Here is a 19,591-nt window from a genome sequence, read left to right on the forward strand (position 1 = left end):
TCTACGGCCGCTCTTAATTTAACGCCGGCGCATGATCGACATTTTCATGCCGTGCTCCGGCCGGAGCGTCACGCGGTGTACGGGAAGCACCGCGTGACCCGGTACAAGATCGAGCCGATAGTGGCGCGCGAGCGTCGCGATGGTGATGATTATTTGCTGCATCGCGTATGTCGCTCCGATGCACACTCTTGGACCGGCACCGAACGGGATGTAGCTGAGGCGTTCGATGTTGCTGCGGTTCTGCGGCAGAAAGCGCGCCGGATCGAAGCAATCGGGGTCGTTCCACAACATGCGATGGCGATGCAGGATCCACGGCGCGATGATGACCGTCGTTCCTGCAACTATTTTTCGCCCTGAAAGCACATGATCGTGCAGCGCCGTCCGGCTTAGAATTGCGACCGGCGGATACAGCCGCATCGCCTCTTCAATGAGTGCGCGCGTGTAGATGAATTCGTCAATTTTGACGTTACCCGTCTGCAAATCGGGCAGAAGCCGATCGGATTCGGCCTCGACTTTTCTGCGCCAGGTTTCGTCGATGGATAAAAGATAGAGCGTCCAGCTCAGCGCGTTCGCCGGCGTTTCGAAGCCTGCACCAATGAAGGTGATGATGTTTGCGGCGATTTCTTCTTCCGAAATCGGCGCTCCGGTTGCCTCGTCGCGCGCATTCAGCAGCGTGTCGACAAAATCCCAATCCTCGGGATTTGTGGGTGCGTCAGCAGCACGTCGCCGCTCTTCCAGAATGGCATTCACGACAAGCGGAAAGAACTTGAGAGCTGGGCGTGACAGCAGACGGCCAATTCGCGGAAGCCAAGCTGGCGCACCGATGAGATCGAGAGGGTCGATCCGGCCCTGCGTTTCGAAGTAGCGCGTCGCCGCGCGGCGGAACTCGGCTGGATCGCGTCCGATGCCGCGCGAAAATAATGTCGTTGCGAGGGTGTCGAGCATCGATCTCGCCATTTCCTCGCAGATGTCGACGATTTTTCCATCGAGCGATCGCCATCGCGAGGCCAGCGCCGCGGCTTCGTTCAGCATCGCCGGTGCATATGAGGTGACTTTGCGCGGGGAGAAAACCGGCGCGAATGAACGGCGCTGCATACGCCATTCGTTTCCTGACGAGGTCAGCAGTCCGTTTCCCAGAGCGGGTCGCAGCAGCAAATTCTGGAGGTCGTCCTTGCGATAGTTTTCGGTCTTTTCAACGAGAACGTGACGGATTGCGTCGGGGCTGCTGACCATTGCAAAACGTCCGAGAACCGTATTGCCGGTGACAATCGGTTCTTCGTAATGGCTTTGCGGCCAAGCCTCGAGAGGGTTCTTATTGAGCGTCCACAAAAGCGAGAGAAGCTGTTGCGGCTTTTCCGGCGGGCGCGGAGCAGCGGGACGTGGACGCGGTCCCGTGCTGACGTATTCGGACAGGGACAATGTCAAAGACAATTCCACGGCTCCGCCGGTGAGGAATTCCTTGGCAACGTGAACGCATCCGGCGCGACGATCGATGTAGATTTATCTCTTGGCGCCGGTTGCGTTGTTCGCTTCCGCAGAAGCTGAACGTGCTATTCGAATACGATCGATGGCTTCGATCTCGATTGCGGATTTCCGCAAGCTGTCGATCAGGCCGCCGTGTGCTTGATCAGGAAGCGGTACGTGCCGGCCGTTTCCTCATGTTCAAGCAGGGTATTGCCGGTCGAGCGGCAGAAGGCCTGGAAATCCGGCAGCGCGCCTGGGTCGGTTGCCAGGATCTCGAGAACGGCGCCTTTCGGAAGGGTGGTGATGGCCTTCTTGGCCTTCAAAATCGGGATAGGGCAGTTCGTGCCCTTGGCATCAACTGTCAGATCGGCCACGGTTGGTCGTCCCTCCAAAGAGATTATATTGTTATATTCGAATTTTTGCATAAATGCTGCCGGGAAGGGTGTCAACGGGATTGAACTCATCGCAAGCGAGTTCAGTCGCGGGATGCTCTCAGCGTTCAAGCGATCGCCCGCATGCCAATCAGCTTTGAGATCTTTCGCGGCCTAGGAAGGGCCGGCCGATGAGGATCGCCAAGCCGATCTTGGCTCCGATGAAAATACCAAGAACGACGATGGGCATGGATAGCGCCAGCACGCTGCCGGCGCTCATGCCTTGGCCGATGGTGCAGCCCTTCGCGAGCACGCCGCCAAACGCCATGAAAAGCGCGCCGAGCATATGGCGCCGCATTTCGCGCACGTCGTCGAAGGCTTCCCAAAGAACTTCTTGCCGAAGCTTGGCGACGAGAAACGATCCGCAGACGACGCCAATGAGCGAGGCAACGCTGAAGCCCGTATCGCGCAGGCTTTCGCTCATCAGTTGAAGCAGCGTACGGCCGCCCGGCATGACGAAGGACAAGCTTTCGACGCGCGCGGTTTCGAGCGCCTCATAGGCTAAACCCGTGACGACCCAGCCGCCCGCCACGGCGAGGCCGAGAAGGATTGCGGAAATCATAAGGCGAGGTCTGCGCAGCAGCTTCTCATCGAAGGCGGCGCATAAGAAGAGGACGCAAAGCAGAAGACGGCAGATGATTGTCGAGGGCTGTGTCCCAACGAACGCTGCCAGAAGCCCCGGCGCAAAAGCCTGGTCCGGCGTTTCGAGAGCGATCGTGGATAATCCCTCAAACTGAAGGCGAAGGGCGGAAAGTGCTCCGTTATTTACTGAGACGGCGGCGACGCCGGCGATTACCGCAGTGAAAAATGCGCGCAGATCCCCGCTTCCGAGGCGCACGAGCAACCCGAAGCTGCATGTGCCGATGAGCGCCATGCCAACGCCAAACAGAATTCCGCCGAGCAATGCCGCCGGCCAGTCCAATGACGTGGTGGCGTAGATGCTTTTCAGCGGATCGAAGAGACCGAAATAATAGCTCGTTTGCGTAGCTACGATCGCGGTGGCGAGCGCCAGACCCCAGGCTTTGACTCCTCGCCAATTCCCGCCGAGTTCCGCGTCCTCGATGGCTCCCATGGAACAGAGATGTCCGTAGCGGGCGGCGGCGCCTGCAACGAGACCGCACACGAATCCTCCGGCGGTCAGGATCATCGGAATCGCTCTCTATCGTTTGCGGCTCGGTTCCTCGCGGCAAAACTTATCGTAGATGGCGCCGATGAAGCGACGCGTGGTTTCATCCGGCAGCGAATAGATGACGGCCTTTCCCTCGCGGCGCGCTTGCACCAGGCCGTCCAGACGCAGACGCGCCAACTGCTGCGAGACTGTGGGCTGGTTGATGGAAAGAAGGTTTTCAAGCTCTCCCGCAGAGCGCTCCTTTTCAGCGAGCAGGCAGAGGATCAGCAGGCGGGATTCGTGAGCAAGGGCCTTCAAGAAATCGCTCGCTTTGCGCGCCCTCAGAACGAGCCGCTTGAGCTCTGGAGATACTTCCTCGTCCGCTTCAAGCGCGGCAATCACCTCGTTTGGCAAGATGCCCGACATTCCTATCCCTCGGTCGCGTTAGTGGTCGTTCAACGGGTCAGAGCTTTGCCGAATAAGTCAAGGCTCGTCTCGGGGTACGTCTAGCAGAACGCGAGAAAGGAGGCTCCAGAAAAAGTCAGGTCCGGGGTAGCCGGTAACCCGTCCGACCTCTTGATTTTCGCTAACGACGACGAAGGTCGGCGTGTAGACGAGGGGCGACTTCAATTTCAGCGTCGCAGGGGCGCTGCCGATGTCGAGTTCGTGCAGGGGCGCCAGTCGGCCCTCCGGCGTTTTCGGATAGATCGGACCGATCTCCTTGCGCCAGAGTTCGCACCAGGAGCAGCCGGGCCGGACGAACATCAACACTTCGGCCGCGTCAGCGGATCGGACTGGCAGCAGGACGGGGAGCAGCATCAAGGCAGCAGACAGGGTTCGCTGAAGCTGAGGCATCAGGCGCACCCGAATGTCATTTGTTGACAGGGCTGTCCTTGTCGAACAGGAACGCCACCACGTCCTTGATCTGTTGCTCAGTCAGAAATTTGTGCGCGCCGAATCGCGGCATGTTCGAGCAGGCGTTGACCGACTGTGCGTTATAGACTTTTGCATAGGCCGCCTTCGCGGCGTCCAGGTCGAACTCGCGATCCTTGCCAAAGTTCGTCAGGCTCGGTCCGAGCGTCCCGTATGACAATTCGGTCTTGCTCAGCTGATGACAGGCGTAGCAGTTGCCGCCGTTTTCGGTATTCGGTGGATCGCTAAACTGGCCGCCGCGCCCGCTGCTGGCGATCTTCTCGCCTTGCTTCCAATCGCCGAGAACATTGCCGTCTGCCGGCATCACGATCGTCGCCGTTTCACGCTCGACTATCGCGTTGGCTTCGGCCGCGGGCGGATCATTGCGATACTGCGAGCATGTTTTCTGCGTGGCGTCTTGCACGAGACGGTCTTCCCAGCCGCTCTTCACCTCGGTCCACATGCCCTTGAGCACGCCCTCCATGGTGGCAGCGCTCGGGGTGTCTTTTTCAGTCAGTGGGTCAGCGAGCAGTCCAGCGGACAATCCGCCGTAAGTCATTGTAACTGCGAGTGCGGCGGCTCCAGCGAACGCGCGTAGAACGGTCTTAGCGTTTGATCGATGGGACATTGATCTCTCCGCCCTCTGCCTGCTTCGTGAGATAGGTAATGAGCGCCGTCATGCCGTCAGATGCATAGTCGGGTGGCGGCATTCGCATCTGGCGATAGCAATCATACAGCCGATTTTGCATCGTTCGGGTTTGGCTTTGCGAGTTGCGGTAGGTGGGCCAGGAGGCGATCGTTTTTTGCGCGTCGACGCCGGGCTTTGAAAGGTTCGGCAGCTCCTGAAGCCGAATTCTCTTGCCATCTTCGGAGTGGCACGTGGAGCAGGAGAAATCGAGCAGCGAGGAGCGCCGATAGAACAGCTCCTTTCCGATCGCGTAAGCCTGCTGTTCTTGCGCATTCGACAGGCTGAGATGGAATTTCATGCCATTGGATTTGTTGGCGATGAAGGTTACCAGGTCTTCCATGTCGGAGGTGTGGCCTTCCGAGCCGAATTTACGTGCGAGAACGTCCTTGATATCGAGATCCTGAACCGTCTGCATGCACCAGAGGAGGCGCTGCTCCAGGTCCATCACCTTGTTGGCGTCAGCAAAATACCGCGGCAACTCCGCGTAAGCGCCTTCAAGAACGCCCGGACCTTTTCCAAGATCGCAGGTTTCCAACGACACCGATTTCTTGCCCCGCGCGGTCGCCCACAATTGTTCACCGCGGTCGACGTTGAAGTAGCCGGGGTTGGCCATTGGATCATCGAGCATCTCGCGATATCGCTCGAGTTCTTTGTCCGTATTGTCCGTGCCTTGTGCACGTAGTGTTACGATCGTGATGACCGAACTCAGCAGCGTTACAAGGAAAAATAAATAAGGCCTACGGCGCTTCATGGGTCACCAAATTCTGCAGGTCTCAATGCGAATGCGAGGCTGCTCCAGCTAGACGAAAAACAAGGAACGTTGCAATAGATAATTCACATATGATAATTTTCATATGTGTTATAGGATGAACGTTATCGCAGCTTCCGGGAGAGATGGCGTGATGGAAAGTTTAAACGGCGCGCACTCGCGCCGTGCCTTCATTAAATTGGCGGCGGGTGGCGCCCTTGTACTTGCGAGCGGCCTTCCTTCGCTGGCGAGCAGCGCGGACGTCGATGCGCTGATTCAAAAATTTTCCGGCGGGAAGAAGCCGAGCGAAGGGCGCATAACGCTCGATCTGCCGAGCATCGCCGAAAACGGATTGGTCGTTCCGCTGAATTTCGAAGTCCAGAGCCCGATGACTGCGGATGACTATGTGAAATCCGTGCATTTGTTCGCTGAAGCAAACCCGAATGTTCAGCTTGCGGACTTTTCCTTCACGCCGCTTGTGCCGAAGGCTGCAGCTCAGCTCCGGATCCGCCTTGCGCAGACTCAAAATGTGACGGTGCTCGCGGTGATGTCGAATGGCGATGCCTACGTCGCGAAAAAGGAAGTGAAGGTGACGATTGGCGGCTGCGGCGGCTGAATCCTTCTGACTCGCAAACTCTTCAGGGACCATAATCATGGCAGCCAATGTTAAGCCCCGCGTGCGTATGCCCGCGACCGCCAAAGCCGGCGATATCATCGAAGTGAAGACGTTGATCAGTCACCCGATGGAAAGTGGTCAGCGCAAGGACAGTGCCGGCAAATTAGTGCCGAGGCACATCATCAATAAGTTCACCGCGTCCTTCAACGGCAAGGAAATCCTGAGCGTCGACTGGTATCCCGCGATTTCGGCCAATCCTTACCAGTCGTTTTTCGTACGCGTGCCGGAAAGCGGACTTTTCGAGTTCGCTTGGGTCGACGACGACGGAACGATTTACAAAGCCGAGCAGCAAGTTTCGGTGAGCTGACGGGTTCGGCGTCGTCGCGGTATAGCAGATTGGGGATTGCGAATGGTTTCGCGCCGGGAGTTCATCGCGGCTGCTTCCGCAGCTGCTGTCATTGCGTCACGCGCGGGCCTTTCCGTTCGGGCGCTCGCGGCCGGCGCGAAGCTGACGCAGGACGAGCTGCTGAAGTTCGACAGCGTCGGAAATGTCACTCTCGTTCACCTGACGGACCTGCATGCGCAGGTGATGCCGATCTATTTCCGTGAGCCGTCGTTCAATATCGGGGTTGGAGCTGCCAAGGGCATTCCGCCCCATATCGTCGACGCGGAATTTCGCAAGCAGTTCGGGATCGATGCAAACTCGGCGCTCGCCTACGCATTGACGTCCGATGACTTCAAGGAGCTTGCGAAGTCTTACGGTGCGATGGGCGGGCTCGACCGGGTTGCGACAGTCGTCAACGCCATTCGCGCCGAACGCGGCGATCGGATGCTGTTCCTGGATGGCGGCGATACCTGGACCAACAGTTGGGTGTCGCTGAAAACCCAGGGTCAGGACGTCATCGACGCGATGAGCCTGTTGAAGCCGGATGCGATGACCGCGCATTGGGAATTCACGCTCGGCGAGCAGCGGGTTCGCGAGATCATTGACAAGCTCGGCTTCCCCTTCCTCGCCCAGAATGTTCGCGATACCGAGTTTGAAGAAAAGGTATTCGAAGCCTCCCACGTTTTCGAGCGTAACGGCGTTAGAATCGGCGTCGTGGGACAGGCGTTCCCGTTCACGCCGATCGCGAACCCGCGCTGGATGTTCCCGAACTGGTCGTTTGGAATTCGTGAGAGAGAGATTGCCGCGGAGGTCGAGGCTCTGCGCTCGGGTGGAGCCGATCTCATCGTCATGCTGTCTCACAACGGCTTCGATGTCGATCGCAAGCTCGCTGAGAAAGTTCCGGGGATCGATGTCATTCTCGCGGGTCACACGCACGATGCGATCCCGCAGCTCACGAAAGTAGGACAGACGCTTATCGTGGCGTCCGGTTCTAACGGAAAGTTCGTTTCCCGGTTGGATCTCGATGTTCAAGACAAGAAGATCGCGAACTTCAGCTATCGTCTGATCCCGATTTTTTCTGATGTCATCGCTCCCGATCCTGCCGTTCGCACCGCGATTGAAAAGTCGCGTGCGCCATACAAGGCGGAGCTTGAGCGTAATCTCGGGCATGCCAACAGTCTGCTTTATCGTCGTGGAACTTTCGACGGAACGCTCGACGCCATGATCTGTGACGCGATTCTTGCGCAGCGGGATGTCGAGATCGCGCTTTCGCCCGGGTTCAGGTGGGGGCCGAGCATCCTTCCGGAATCGGCCATCACGTTCGAGGACATCACGAACGCGACGGCGATGACCTACCCCGCGTGCTACCGGATGAAGATGAGCGGCGAACGCCTCAAGGCCGTGCTCGAGGACGTCGCCGATAATATCTTCAACCCCGATCCCTACTATCAGCAGGGCGGCGATATGGTGCGGTGTGGTGGCATCGGCTACACGATCGACGTGTCTGAAGGCATGGGACGCAGAATTTCGAATCTCACGCATCTCAAGACGGGTAAGCCGATAGAGGCAGCGAAAGACTATCTGGTTGGCGGCTGGGCAAGCATCAATCAGGATACGGAGGGTCCGGCGATATGGGATGTCGTCGCGAATTACATCTCCGATAAGAAGACCGTCGATATTTCTTCGCCCTCAAATGTGCGGGTGAAAGAGTAGGTCGTTCCGTAGATAACGAAGTGTCATGGTTGTGTTCTCCCATTTCTTGGAAGTGGGAGGACCAGCAGTTCTAATTTTCGCGCGCTGGAAAATTCCTGCCTTGGCAACGCGCTAGAGCGAATCTCCTGTTGCAGACGCCTTTGAAGCCCTCGCCAAGTCTCAACGGTGCCGTCCGGAATGCGGTTGGAATTCGGCTTGGCGAATTCTCCGGGAACATGAAGTTATCGTTTCAGGCGGCAAGGTCAATTGGCTGATCGATGGGTTTTGTGGCGAGGGTTTGCCAACCATCGACCTTGCGCATGCTGATCTGTCCCGAGGCGAGTAGCGCCCAGAACATCATCGCGGCGGTGTCGGCCGACGGCAACACGGTTTGGGTTTTGATCCGCCGCTTGAACTCCTCGTGCAACCGCTCGATCGCATTTGTCGTGCGTAGGCTACGCCATTGGCTCGGCGGCATGCGCGCGAAGGTGAACAAGCGGTCGCCTGCTTCCTCCAGGCTGTCAGCAACGGCGCGGTGCTTGAGCCTCCATTTTCGAATGAAGGCCTTGCGGCGAGCCGCGATCTCCTCAGGCGTCGTCGCATAGATCATGTCATTGTAGTCCGCGGTGATCTCCTCGTGCAGGCGCTCCGGAGCATGCGCGATCAGGTTTCTGTGCTTGTGGACCGTGCAGCGCTGCACCGGCACGCCGTCCCAGACGACGGCAATGGCTTTGTCGAGCCCCGGCGCGCCGTCGACGATGAGGAACTCGGGACGCCTGAGCCCGCGCTTGATGAGATCGTCCAGCACCGTGCGCCAGGCCTCGGCGCTCTCGCCGCCCATGCTCTTGATCGCGAGCAGCACTTTCTGGCCGTCTGCGCGCACGCCAAGCACAACAAGCAACGAGATCGAGGTCGCCTTGCGGTCGAGCCGTACCCGAACGACGGTGCCGTCGAGGATCAGGCGCACGATCGGCTCGTCGGCCAGCGAGCGGCTGTTCCAGGCATCCCAGTCGCTTTTGACCTTGCGCCAGGTCCGGCTCACCGTGTCTTTACCGACCGTCCCGCCGAACAGAGCCGCCAGCGCGCGACGTACCCGTCGCGTATTGGTGCCGGCCAGATAGCTGCTCGCGATCAGCGCATCGGCGGCAAGCGTGCGCCGCTGATAGGCCCGCAGTGCCTGGCTCTTCCATTCCGTCGTCATGCCCTCGGACGTGGTCAGCCGGGCACGCGGCACTGCTATCTCGATCGGCCCGAACGTGCCGGTCAGCGACCGCGTCCGGCTGCCGTGACGATGGCCCGTAACGCCGGCTCTTGCTTCATTGCTGGCCATCTGGCTCCGTCCGTAGCGCGGCCGTGCCAGTGCATCGTCGAGCTCGCCGCGGATCAGTTCTTCGATGAACTGGCGCGACCGAGCCCGCACCTCGGCCTCGATCGGGTCAAACCAGTTGTCGAAAAGATCAACAGCCAGCTCGGTCGCAGGCTGCGAGGAATCAGGCTTCGTGGTAGGCTTGTTCATGGCGTAGTCTCCAGTCCGACGCTTCAACGCCGGATGATTCGAGGTTGATCACCCCGGAGACTACGCCAACCTCAATTCCTACCAACTCCGCGACGGCACCTTGAATCATATGAATCACCTGTGATTCAAGAGTAGTGGCCTGATTCGAGGAGGGGTCACCGATGTGGACGAGCAAGAACCGCGCCCGTTACGACCGCAGCAAATTGCGATATCCGAGCGATCTGACCGACGACGAATGGAGACTGGTCGAACCGGTGATCCCGCCGGGCAAGACTGGCGGGGGCAAGCGGACGGTGATCATGCGGGAGGTGGTGAACGGCCTCATGTACATTCTCTCGACCGGCTGTCAGTGGCGCGCGATCCCGAAAGACCTGCCGCCGAGAAGCTCGGTCCACGGCTACTTCGATCTGTGGACCTATGACGGCACATTGGAGCGAATCCACCACGCGCTTTATGAGCAGTGTCGCGAACGAGCGCAGCGGAAAGCCAGTCCGACCGCGGCCATCATCGACAGCCAGAGCGTGAAAAGCGCAGAAAAAGGGGGGCGTGCATTGATCCGCACGGGTACGATGCGGGCAAGAAGATCAAGGGCAAGAAGCGGCACATTCTCGTCGACACGGTAGGTCTTCTGCTCCACGCCGTCGTTCATCCGGCCGACATTCAGGATCGCGATGGAGGCGTTCTCGTGATGGCCACACTGTTCGAGATGTTTCCGTTTTTGAAGAAGCTGTTCGTAGATAGCGGGTATAAAGGACCGAAATTTGCCAATGCGCTCGCGAAAGTTCGACCGCATATCGAGATCGAAATCGTCAAACGTTCCGATCAGGTCAGCAGCTTTGTGGTCTTGCCCAAACGCTGGATCGTCGAGCGCACCATTGCGTGGCTCAACCGCTGCCGCCGCCTTGCCAAGGACTGGGAGTGCCTCAACCGAAAGGCGTTGGCGTTCTTGCGCCTCGCCTCAATCCGTCTCATGCTCAGAAAACTCTGCAATCCGGCCTGAAGTGTCCGGACAGACTCTAACACTACAGTTGCCTTTTATGGAGATTTCTGAATCCATGGGCAACCATGATTCGAAGATCGTGGGCGCAGACAGCGTCGATTGAAGAGACGCTTGCGCTGTGGGCGGCGTCGCTTCGTGAGATCAAGAAACGGATACGTCCGTTGTTCAATCAAGATCGCGTTGCGAGGAATGCAGGCTTGTTCCTGGAAGGCCTTCTCGGAGATGAGCAACGCAAAACCGGCTGGATGCGCGCGGAGGCAGCTGGCGATCCTGGCCCTTGGCGGCAACAAGCGATCCTGGGGCGCAGGGATTGGGATGCGGATGGCCTGCGCGATATCGTCCGCGATTATGTCATCGAGCATTTGGCGGATCACGATGCGGTCCTCGTGATCGACGAGACCGGCTTTCTCAAGCAGGGCAAGGCGTCGTGCGGAGTGGCGCGGCAATATACTGGTTCCGCGGGCAAGATCACGAACTGCCAGATTGGCGTCTTCGCTGCCTACGTATCGCGCCACGGTCATGCGTTCATCGATCGCGCGCTGTATCTTCCGAAGGAATGGACCGACGATCCAACTCGCCTCAAAGCCGCATACGTGCCCGCCGATGCCGGCTTTGCGACCAAACCAAGGCTTGCGACGAGAATGATTGCACGCGCCATAGCCGCGTCCGTCCCATTCAAGTGGGTCGCCGGCGATACCGTCTACGGCGTTGGCGATATCGAACAGCAACTACGCAAAGCAGGCAAAGGCTATGTGCTCGGGGTCAGCAGTGCTCATGTATTTCAATCCTGGGGCAAGCGGCGATCGGTTGCCGGTGCGGCCGCGGACATCGCCCGGACGCTCCGCTCGTCCGACTGGAAAAGCCTGTCGACAGGGGCCGGAACCAAAGGACCGCGGCTGCATGATTGGTGCTATCTCGAGTTGGCCGATCTAGAAGTCGAAGAATCAAACGACACAAATCACGGTCTTTGGACGCGAGGTCTACTGATCCGTCGCCATATCGCCGATGGCGATCTCGCCTTCTTCACCACTTGGTGTCCAGCGGGAACATCCATCGAAACGCTGGTGGCGGTCGAAGGCCATCGGTGGGCGATCGAGGACAGTTTCGAAACCGCGAAGAACGAGTTCGGACTCGATCACAACGAGAGCAGATCCTGGCATGGCTGGCACCGTCACGTGTCCCTGGTGATGCTCGCCTTCGCCATGATGGCGGTGATCCGCCATCGCGCTAATCCGGTTGTGCCAAAAAAAAAGCAACGCCGAACCAAGACAAAAGCAAAGGCCTCACCACCCCGTCATTGATCCGTTGGTCAATCCAGGAAGTCCGCCGCATCGCCACCAGACTCGCTCGAAAGCGCATCCAGCCCGCACACATCATCGCATGGTCGCTCTGGCGCAGAGCCCACCAGGCCGCCGCTCAGCGGGCGCATTTCAAAGCAAGTAGGCAACTGTAATGCTAAGGCAAATCGTAGCTATCACAGATTGTGATGGTAAAAAGCGGTCGTCACCGGACACTTACCAGCCTACCGATGCTTGGCTGGGATCCTCCAAGGCTTGAACTAAATACAACAATCTCTCAGTGGATACTTGTAGGTATCTTCATGACTCTTGAGCGCATCAAGTATTCCCTTACTCGAAAAAACTCTAACATCGTACTGACAGAGACTTATTATCGGGAAGCGATGGCCAAGAGTGTTATTATATTCTAGCTCGTATTCATATACTTCCTGTTCGCTCCAGTCGACGGACAGCGCCCACTCCATATCACCAACAAGCCGCAGCTTTTGTTCACCGGAATATGTGGCCTTAAGAAACATCTCTTCCAGTTGATCGAGCATTTCCGCTTTATTTCTTTTAAGTGCGGGGAAAATTAACTGACCATCTTTAATGGCTTTGTGCACGTCGGGGTAAACCTCGCGCAAGACCTTTAGAATGTGAGCCTTGCCAGGTTGGGTGGCATTAAGAAAGCATATGTCCCCGGCCTTTAGGCCCTCTCTTAACAACGGGACAGAAAGTTTAAGACGGCCGGCAGGCCGTCCATAGATCGCGCAAATATGATCGTGGTATGCTATGTCCATTCCGGCGACTTGAGTTTTCGCCGCGTTCTTTACAGAGTCCGGTCGATCCGCGCCCTGGGCCGGGCTGGCCGTCTCCTGAGACACGCTGACGAAGGCGACAAGATCTTCACGCCGAAACCGCCGCGCCCGCTGATCCCCGACGCGATAGCAGGGCAGTTTTCCCGAATCGGTCCACCGCCGAAGTGATGCCTCGCTTACGTTGAGCAGGCTCGCTGCCTGTTTAATGTCTAACAGCTCCTCTTCGCTACGCTTCGCTGCGCGTGATCTTTCTTTGGTCATCCGTTTCTTCCTCGCAAGGCCCCTCTCCTGGGACGGGTAAGCCCCCGACGCCGACAGCCCGTCGAGACCCTTGTAGTTAGGCTATCCATCAGAATAGCGCAACGCTGCGTAAGTTTGATATATCGTGACTCCGAAACGCTGGAGGGACTCGGTGGGTCCGATGAGTAAAGCGCCTTCGGCCGCAACGTCAAAAGGTTTATGTCGGGAAGATGAGGGGTGGGCACAGCCCGCCACCACTCGGATCGGGCTCAGGCGCCGGGTGTGCAGCCGCCCGACTGATGTCACCGGAGTCGGTCAAGAGCCGACGCCGAGAGCCTCCCGTTACGCCTTCCTCCCCGCGCCCCATCCCCTTCGATATGCTGGTTAATCGCCGACGCCAGCCACGTCCAAAGCCCTTGTTTCCGCCAGGGCATTCGTCGCGGCGGTGGCCCTCGTCATTCGAAACGCGCGCAATAAGCGCTTGTGGTCGTCCCCGCAGTTGCACAAAAGGGCCTCCTGTTCTCGTGAATGACAACCGTGCGCTATCTGTTCTCGCTTTCGCTGCTAATAGCTATGCAATTCCGTCACATAGAGCTTGACAGAGATGCATAGCCTTGTATAGAACTAGCCCGCCGACATCTGGATCGCGCGCGACAAGCCAATAAGCGAGCGGCCTGATGCGGTTAGCAAACCACAGTAAGGGAGGATAACGTGAGCCCGAATCCAACGAACATACATACGGGTAAGACCTTGCGCCTACTTTATCATCCGGCGTCCCAGCCATGCCGCTCAACACATCAATTCATGTATGAGATTGACGTTCCCTTCGAGGAAGAAGTCGTGGACATCTCCACGGACATCACCGAGAGGCAAGAGTTCAGGGATAAGTACAACCCGACGGGGCAGGTTCCGATTCTCGTTGATGGTGAGTTCACCGTTTGGGAGAGCGTAGCCATCGCGCGCTACGTGAACGAGAAGTTCGACGGCGCCGGCAACTGGTTCGGACGCGGCACGCAAGAGAGGGCGCAGATCAACCAGTTTCTACAATGGTACGCCTATACTCTCCGCCTTGGAGGTGGGGCGTTCCACTGGAACATCTTCGGCTGTTTGATCTATGGGGAGAAGCCGTACAGTCCAAAATTCACCGCGGAGCAAAACAAAGGGCGCACCCTTTTGTACGAAGCCATGGGGACGCTAGAGAATTACTGGCTGAGGGACCGCGAATATGTTTGCGGGGATGAGGTCAGCTATGCGGATTTGGCCGCTTTCCATGAGTTCGTGTCGCATGAGGCCGGCAAGATCATTCCGGACCGTGTCTGGCAAGGATTCCCCAAAATCGCGGCATGGTTCAAGAAACTATCTGAACGGCCTCACGCGAAGACCGTGAGCGAGTGGCAGTATACGAACGTCGGGAAAATAATCCGAGGCGAGTTAACGGCGAGTATGTTTAAGCGCAAGACGGCTGTGTTGAAGGGGACGGAGGTCTTCAGCGGACACAACCATGGAATTCCTTACTTGAACGAGAAGGCAGAGGACTACTTCAAGCGGGTTGAGAAGGAGGGCGCGGCAGTCGCTTAGACCGCGCTATCGCGCAGGATAACTTGCGTGCACGGCCTCGGCGCCGGCAAGGCTCGGAGCAAGATCCGATCCTTGTCGGCGATCCGGAAGCCCGAATAGACGGTGTCCGTCCGTTCTGTTCATCGCATTCCTTCGATGACCGGACAATGTCAATCCTTCGATAACCGGACAATGTCAATGCTCGAGTCACCTACCCATGGACGACTCACCTACCTCGCGAAATCCGTAGAGTCTTCGCTCTATCGCAACGGCAAGGTCTTCGCTCGCCGTGACCGTGACGGCAACGACGGCGCGCATCACGGGGCGGTGATGGAACATCGGGACGTTGTGATCAATGACGCGCGGCAGCGCAACCTCGATCAATCCTGGCGACAGTTCAATGTACGCGGTTTCGAACTGCTTCATCGGCCTCTGCAGCGACCTGAACTCCAGTTTTTTGATAACCGGCAGGTCGTTCGGGAGTACTACCCTGAGTGTGCCGAGATCGTAAGGCAGGCCACGAATGCAGCGCAGGTCTTTGCGTTCGATCACAACGTCCGCTTAGCCGAAAACATGGGCGGCGCGAAGCGCATCGCCGGTGGCCAACAGGTACAGAAACCGATCCACGTCGTGCATGGCGATTACACCCTCACGAGTGCACCACAGCGCCTACGTGATCTGGCCAGCCCGCCAGGCGTCAACGACACGCTGCGGGCCGTGCTTGGTCAGGGTGAATCGCTGCTCACGCCCGAAATCGTGTCTCGTACTTTGGATGAGGGCAAGCGGTTTGCCCTTATCAACGTGTGGCGCAGCATTGGTCTCTCGCCCGTAATGAGCGACCCCTTAGCGCTATGCGATGGGCAGAACGTTGAGCCCAATGATCTGGTAGTTTTCGAAATCCACTATCATGATCGCATCGGTGAAAACTATTTCGCGAAGTTCGGGCAGCACCATGAGTGGTGGTATTATCCGCTTATGACGCGGGACGAGGTAATATTGATCAAAACATGGGATTCTGCGGGAGGGCTTGCTCAATCAAATGGTCGGCACGCTGATTCCTATGGGGTCGATGGTAACGCTCCCTGCACATTCAGCTTTCACTCAGGGTTCAGCGATTCCAACACCCCGGCTGATGCGCCAGAAAGGCAAAGCATCGAAGTAAGATGCGTCGCCCTTTTTGACTGATGTCGAAATCGAAAATAGACCCAGGCGCCTCAGAATGTGGCTCACAGCGAAGGCTTTCACAATGTTAGATGGTAATGGCACAACACGATGGCCTTTGGCCGAGCTGCTGCAGTCCTCCACTCCTCACCCTGACTTCGGCGCGGGCGCGGGCGCGTTGTTGTTTGGCCAATTCGTAGGGGTCTGGGATGCGGACGTCAGGTTTATCGACTCGGACGGCTCGGTGTCGATCGATGGGCCCGGCGTCTGGTCATTTGGCTGGGTGCTCGACGGCAGAGTAATCCAAGACGTTTTGACCTACCCACGAGCAGGCAGCGCACGACCAGGCGAGCGCGGTATTGGCACGACCTTGCGACGCTACAATCCAGATGCCGACACCTGGGCAGTGATATGGTGCGGAGCGACCTCGGGCGTTTTGGTCACTCTGACCGCCAAGGCCGTCGACTACGGTATCCAGCTCGATGGCTTCGCCGCGAACGGCACGCCGCTCCGTTGGTCCTTCACGGATATCGCCGATGATAGGTTTCACTGGGGAGGCTACATCCTAGATCAGGAGGGTTCCTGGCGGCTCGAACAGGAAATGAACGTCCGGCGCCGCCTCGAACGCCCCTCCTAGGGCTTGTCGGATCCAGTCTTGTTAGGGGTGTGCGCAGGCCGTCAAGGTGCCGTCCGGAATGCGGTTGGAATTCGGCTTGGCGAATTCTCCGGGAACATGAAGTTATCGTTTCAGGCGGCAAGGTCAATTGGCTGATCGATGGGTTTTGTGGCGAGGGTTTGCCAACCATCGACCTTGCGCATGCTGATCTGTCCCGAGGCGAGTAGCGCCCAGAACATCATCGCGGCGGTGTCGGCCGACGGCAACACGGTTTGGGTTTTGATCCGCCGCTTGAACTCCTCGTGCAACCGCTCGATCGCATTTGTCGTGCGTAGGCTACGCCATTGGCTCGGCGGCATGCGCGCGAAGGTGAACAAGCGGTCGCCTGCTTCCTCCAGGCTGTCAGCAACGGCGCGGTGCTTGAGCCTCCATTTTCGAATGAAGGCCTTGCGGCGAGCCGCGATCTCCTCAGGCGTCGTCGCATAGATCATGTCATTGTAGTCCGCGGTGATCTCCTCGTGCAGGCGCTCCGGAGCATGCGCGATCAGGTTTCTGTGCTTGTGGACCGTGCAGCGCTGCACCGGCACGCCGTCCCAGACGACGGCAATGGCTTTGTCGAGCCCCGGCGCGCCGTCGACGATGAGGAACTCGGGACGCCTGAGCCCGCGCTTGATGAGATCGTCCAGCACCGTGCGCCAGGCCTCGGCGCTCTCGCCGCCCATGCTCTTGATCGCGAGCAGCACTTTCTGGCCGTCTGCGCGCACGCCAAGCACAACAAGCAACGAGATCGAGGTCGCCTTGCGGTCGAGCCGTACCCGAACGACGGTGCCGTCGAGGATCAGGCGCACGATCGGCTCGTCGGCCAGCGAGCGGCTGTTCCAGGCATCCCAGTCGCTTTTGACCTTGCGCCAGGTCCGGCTCACCGTGTCTTTACCGACCGTCCCGCCGAACAGAGCCGCCAGCGCGCGACGTACCCGTCGCGTATTGGTGCCGGCCAGATAGCTGCTCGCGATCAGCGCATCGGCGGCAAGCGTGCGCCGCTGATAGGCCCGCAGTGCCTGGCTCTTCCATTCCGTCGTCATGCCCTCGGACGTGGTCAGCCGGGCACGCGGCACTGCTATCTCGATCGGCCCGAACGTGCCGGTCAGCGACCGCGTCCGGCTGCCGTGACGATGGCCCGTAACGCCGGCTCTTGCTTCATTGCTGGCCATCTGGCTCCGTCCGTAGCGCGGCCGTGCCAGTGCATCGTCGAGCTCGCCGCGGATCAGTTCTTCGATGAACTGGCGCGACCGAGCCCGCACCTCGGCCTCGATCGGGTCAAACCAGTTGTCGAAAAGATCAACAGCCAGCTCGGTCGCAGGCTGCGAGGAATCAGGCTTCGTGGTAGGCTTGTTCATGGCGTAGTCTCCAGTCCGACGCTTCAACGCCGGATGATTCGAGGTTGATCACCCCGGAGACTACGCCAACCTCAATTCCTACCAACTCCGCGACGGCACCGTCTCAACAGCTTCAGGGATATATTTTCAAAATCTATCAAATTCATTTTCCAAATGAATTAGTCGTGTTGATTTATGTCAACATTGCCGCAGATCGATGCGTTTTTCTTATCAGACTTATTTCATTGAGAAATCTGTGTGCTCAATCGTCGACAATGCAGAGGTAAATTGCGGCGGACGACGACTTTTGCATATCGGCAATTCGTTGCTGTGATATGTGCGATGTAATGCGTACTGACTATGTGTTTTGATTGATTGTGAAGCCCTAACCTCATTCTCACGGAGTTTCCCTTTCTGTAGGCGAACTTCGAAATGCAAAAGCTCAAACTAAAAAAAGGGGGACTTAATGGTGAAACTTCTAAGTACGCGGTGCGTGGCCGCCGCTGCCGGACTTGCAATTGCGGGCGGCGCACTCGGCTCGATGTCAGCGAATGCTGCGGATCTCGGTGGGAATTGCTGCGCCGATCTCGAAGAGCGGATTGCGGAGCTTGAAGCAACCACGGCGCGCAAAGGCAATCGCAAGGTCTCGTTGACGGTAACGGGCTCGGTCGCGAATCAGATCATGTGGGTCGATAACGGCGCGGCCAGCAACGCTTACATCACCGGCGTTGGCTCGACGTTGAACTCTCATGTTACTTTCACCGGCGCCGCGCAGATCACCAAAGATTGGAGCGCCGGATACGTTCTTCAGCTCGAAGTCGGTTCCTCGGATCCGCTGACGGTCGGAAACACGTCAACAGGTGCGGACGGTCCGTCCGGTTTGCATATTGTCAAAAACAACGGCGAGTTCGTCCGGAACTCGGTCGATGTCCTGTATTCGTTCTGGTACTTGAAGAGCGAGCAGCTTGGTAAGGTCAGCGTCGGCGCCATTCCGCAGTCGTCATCGCATGCGGCGGCGCTCGTCGATGGTTCGGGTTCGCTTGTTCAAGCGAACTGGGTGCCGCTGGACGGCATGGCCGTGAACCTGGCCAGAGGCAAGACGCAGCTTATGCTGCCGAACAACTTTGGTACCGGCAATTCGGGCCCGACTGCCAACTTCGGTATGCCGACCGGCGCTCTGATGTGGTGCGGCTCGACGCAGTTGCCCGTTGCCGGCGATTGCAACGCGATCCCGCTGAACGGTGTGCGGTACGATTCGCCGACGCTTGCCGGCTTCTCGATCTCCGCAAGCTGGGGCGAGGACGACTTCTGGGATGTGACCGGAAACTACAGCGGCCAGATCGGCGGCTTCAAAGTGGCTGGCGTCGTCTCGTATCTTCATAACGGAGACGAAAACAACTCTCCGGGCTTCAACGATGCAGTTGGTCTGAGCTTCTTCACGCCTCTCAAAACCGATGCCAACTACCTGCAGCTCGGTGCTTACGTCGAGCATGTCGCAACCGGCTTGTTCGTCTACGGTGCCTACGGCAAGGAATGGAATAACAACATCTATAATCCAGCGCTGCTTGATGCTGTTAGCGCGGGCGGGCCGGGAACGGCCGCGTTTATCACGGCGAACCAGCCGAGCGGCGACAACTGGTATCTGAAAGCCGGTATCCGCCAGAAGTGGAATCCGCTCGGTCATACCGTGCTCTACGGCGAGTATGGTGAGCGCAACAATATGTTCCACGAGGCGCTTCTCGGCTTCGGCGTTACCGGGAGCAGTCTCACGCAGTGGGGTCTTGGTGCCGTGCAAGAGATTGATGCGGCTGCGATGTCACTCTGGGTCAACTACAAGAACTATGATCCCAGCGTGTCGGGCCCAGGTGTTGTCACAAACCAGCTCGATCACCTCAACAATCTTAGCGTCGTGACTGCCGGCGGTATGATCAACTTCTAATGCAAACGGCGTGCTGCAAGTCTGCCAGTTTGCAGCACGCCTCCTAC

At 58.2% G+C, this 19,591-nt stretch carries 18 protein-coding genes and 1 pseudogene; 9 read left to right on the forward strand and 10 right to left on the reverse strand.

Annotation, left to right across the window (positions count from 1 at the left end):
* Nucleotides 1-18: 18 nt before the first annotated feature.
* The 7 genes from HDEN_RS03390 to soxA all read right to left on the reverse strand — a co-directional run bounded on the left by HDEN_RS03390 (nucleotide 19) and on the right by soxA (nucleotide 5,354).
* Nucleotides 19-1,431 carry a cytochrome P450 gene (locus tag HDEN_RS03390; protein WP_013214734.1) on the reverse strand — a complete coding sequence of 471 codons (1,413 nt, stop codon included), beginning with the start codon at nucleotides 1,429-1,431 and terminating at the stop codon, nucleotides 19-21.
* Nucleotides 1,432-1,607: 176 nt separating this feature from the next.
* Nucleotides 1,608-1,838, reverse strand: coding sequence for a sulfurtransferase TusA family protein (locus tag HDEN_RS03395; RefSeq protein WP_013214735.1), 231 nt, complete (start codon nucleotides 1,836-1,838; stop codon nucleotides 1,608-1,610).
* A 148-nt stretch (nucleotides 1,839-1,986) separates the two neighbouring features.
* Nucleotides 1,987-3,042: a YeeE/YedE family protein gene (locus HDEN_RS03400; protein ID WP_013214736.1), complete on the reverse strand. Its 1,056-nt coding sequence runs from the start codon at nucleotides 3,040-3,042 to the stop codon at nucleotides 1,987-1,989.
* A 12-nt stretch (nucleotides 3,043-3,054) separates the two neighbouring features.
* Entirely contained in the window at nucleotides 3,055-3,429 is a 375-nt protein-coding gene (locus tag HDEN_RS03405; protein WP_013214737.1) for an ArsR/SmtB family transcription factor, read from the reverse strand.
* A gap of 57 nt (nucleotides 3,430-3,486) precedes the next feature.
* The gene (locus HDEN_RS03410; protein WP_245256713.1) at nucleotides 3,487-3,858 is read right to left on the reverse strand and encodes a thioredoxin domain-containing protein; all 372 of its coding nucleotides are present in this window, start codon (nucleotides 3,856-3,858) and stop codon (nucleotides 3,487-3,489) included.
* A gap of 16 nt (nucleotides 3,859-3,874) precedes the next feature.
* Nucleotides 3,875-4,543, reverse strand: a complete 669-nt coding sequence (soxX, locus tag HDEN_RS03415) for a sulfur oxidation c-type cytochrome SoxX (RefSeq protein WP_013214739.1) — start codon at nucleotides 4,541-4,543, stop codon at nucleotides 3,875-3,877.
* Nucleotides 4,521-5,354, reverse strand: coding sequence for a sulfur oxidation c-type cytochrome SoxA (gene soxA, locus HDEN_RS03420; RefSeq protein ID WP_013214740.1), 834 nt, complete (start codon nucleotides 5,352-5,354; stop codon nucleotides 4,521-4,523). The genes soxX and soxA overlap by 23 nt, the downstream gene beginning before the upstream one ends.
* Nucleotides 5,355-5,505: 151 nt before the next feature.
* On the opposite strand from soxA, the gene soxY reads away from it, so the two are divergent.
* The 3 genes from soxY to soxB are packed head-to-tail and all read left to right on the forward strand — an operon-like array spanning nucleotide 5,506 to nucleotide 8,065.
* Nucleotides 5,506-5,967: a thiosulfate oxidation carrier protein SoxY gene (gene soxY, locus HDEN_RS03425; protein WP_013214741.1), complete on the forward strand. Its 462-nt coding sequence runs from the start codon at nucleotides 5,506-5,508 to the stop codon at nucleotides 5,965-5,967.
* 37 nt (nucleotides 5,968-6,004) lie between these two features.
* Nucleotides 6,005-6,334, forward strand: coding sequence for a thiosulfate oxidation carrier complex protein SoxZ (gene soxZ / locus HDEN_RS03430; RefSeq protein WP_013214742.1), 330 nt, complete (start codon nucleotides 6,005-6,007; stop codon nucleotides 6,332-6,334).
* A gap of 42 nt (nucleotides 6,335-6,376) precedes the next feature.
* On the forward strand, nucleotides 6,377-8,065 hold the full coding sequence (gene soxB / locus HDEN_RS03435; RefSeq protein ID WP_013214743.1) for a thiosulfohydrolase SoxB: 1,689 nt from the start codon (nucleotides 6,377-6,379) through the stop codon (nucleotides 8,063-8,065).
* Nucleotides 8,066-8,294: 229 nt separating this feature from the next.
* Here soxB and HDEN_RS03440 read toward each other — a convergent pair whose 3' ends face one another.
* Nucleotides 8,295-9,560 carry an IS256-like element IS1354 family transposase gene (locus HDEN_RS03440; protein ID WP_013214472.1) on the reverse strand — a complete coding sequence of 422 codons (1,266 nt, stop codon included), beginning with the start codon at nucleotides 9,558-9,560 and terminating at the stop codon, nucleotides 8,295-8,297.
* Nucleotides 9,561-9,721: 161 nt separating this feature from the next.
* Here HDEN_RS03440 and HDEN_RS03445 point away from each other — a divergent pair.
* Nucleotides 9,722-10,560, forward strand: a pseudogene (locus tag HDEN_RS03445) (IS5-like element IS1355 family transposase).
* A gap of 65 nt (nucleotides 10,561-10,625) precedes the next feature.
* Complete coding sequence (locus HDEN_RS03450; RefSeq protein ID WP_013214745.1) at nucleotides 10,626-11,861, forward strand: IS701-like element IS1357 family transposase; 1,236 nt, start codon at nucleotides 10,626-10,628, stop codon at nucleotides 11,859-11,861.
* 257 nt (nucleotides 11,862-12,118) lie between these two features.
* Here HDEN_RS03450 and dcmR read toward each other — a convergent pair whose 3' ends face one another.
* Nucleotides 12,119-12,916 (reverse strand): transcriptional repressor DcmR, encoded by a 798-nt coding sequence (dcmR, locus tag HDEN_RS03455; RefSeq protein WP_013214746.1) that lies wholly within the window; start codon nucleotides 12,914-12,916, stop codon nucleotides 12,119-12,121.
* 690 nt (nucleotides 12,917-13,606) lie between these two features.
* Between dcmR and dcmA the strand changes: the two genes are divergently transcribed.
* From dcmA to HDEN_RS03470, 3 genes are all read left to right on the forward strand, one after another.
* Nucleotides 13,607-14,473 (forward strand): dichloromethane dehalogenase, encoded by an 867-nt coding sequence (dcmA, locus tag HDEN_RS03460; RefSeq protein ID WP_013214747.1) that lies wholly within the window; start codon nucleotides 13,607-13,609, stop codon nucleotides 14,471-14,473.
* 171 nt (nucleotides 14,474-14,644) lie between these two features.
* Nucleotides 14,645-15,637: a CmcJ/NvfI family oxidoreductase gene (locus HDEN_RS03465; RefSeq protein ID WP_158020949.1), complete on the forward strand. Its 993-nt coding sequence runs from the start codon at nucleotides 14,645-14,647 to the stop codon at nucleotides 15,635-15,637.
* Nucleotides 15,638-15,731: 94 nt separating this feature from the next.
* Nucleotides 15,732-16,250 (forward strand): hypothetical protein, encoded by a 519-nt coding sequence (locus HDEN_RS03470; RefSeq protein ID WP_244414045.1) that lies wholly within the window; start codon nucleotides 15,732-15,734, stop codon nucleotides 16,248-16,250.
* A 110-nt stretch (nucleotides 16,251-16,360) separates the two neighbouring features.
* Here the strand turns inward: HDEN_RS03470 and HDEN_RS03475 are convergent, their stop codons facing one another.
* Entirely contained in the window at nucleotides 16,361-17,626 is a 1,266-nt protein-coding gene (locus HDEN_RS03475; protein WP_013214472.1) for an IS256-like element IS1354 family transposase, read from the reverse strand.
* 445 nt (nucleotides 17,627-18,071) lie between these two features.
* Here HDEN_RS03475 and HDEN_RS03480 point away from each other — a divergent pair, with 445 nt between their 5' ends.
* Complete coding sequence (locus tag HDEN_RS03480) at nucleotides 18,072-19,544, forward strand: porin (protein WP_013214750.1); 1,473 nt, start codon at nucleotides 18,072-18,074, stop codon at nucleotides 19,542-19,544.
* The last annotated feature ends 47 nt before the right edge of the window (nucleotides 19,545-19,591 follow it).

Origin of the sequence: Hyphomicrobium denitrificans ATCC 51888 (assembly GCF_000143145.1) — a bacterium.
In the GTDB taxonomy this organism is placed as follows: Bacteria; Pseudomonadota; Alphaproteobacteria; order Rhizobiales; family Hyphomicrobiaceae; genus Hyphomicrobium_B; species Hyphomicrobium_B denitrificans.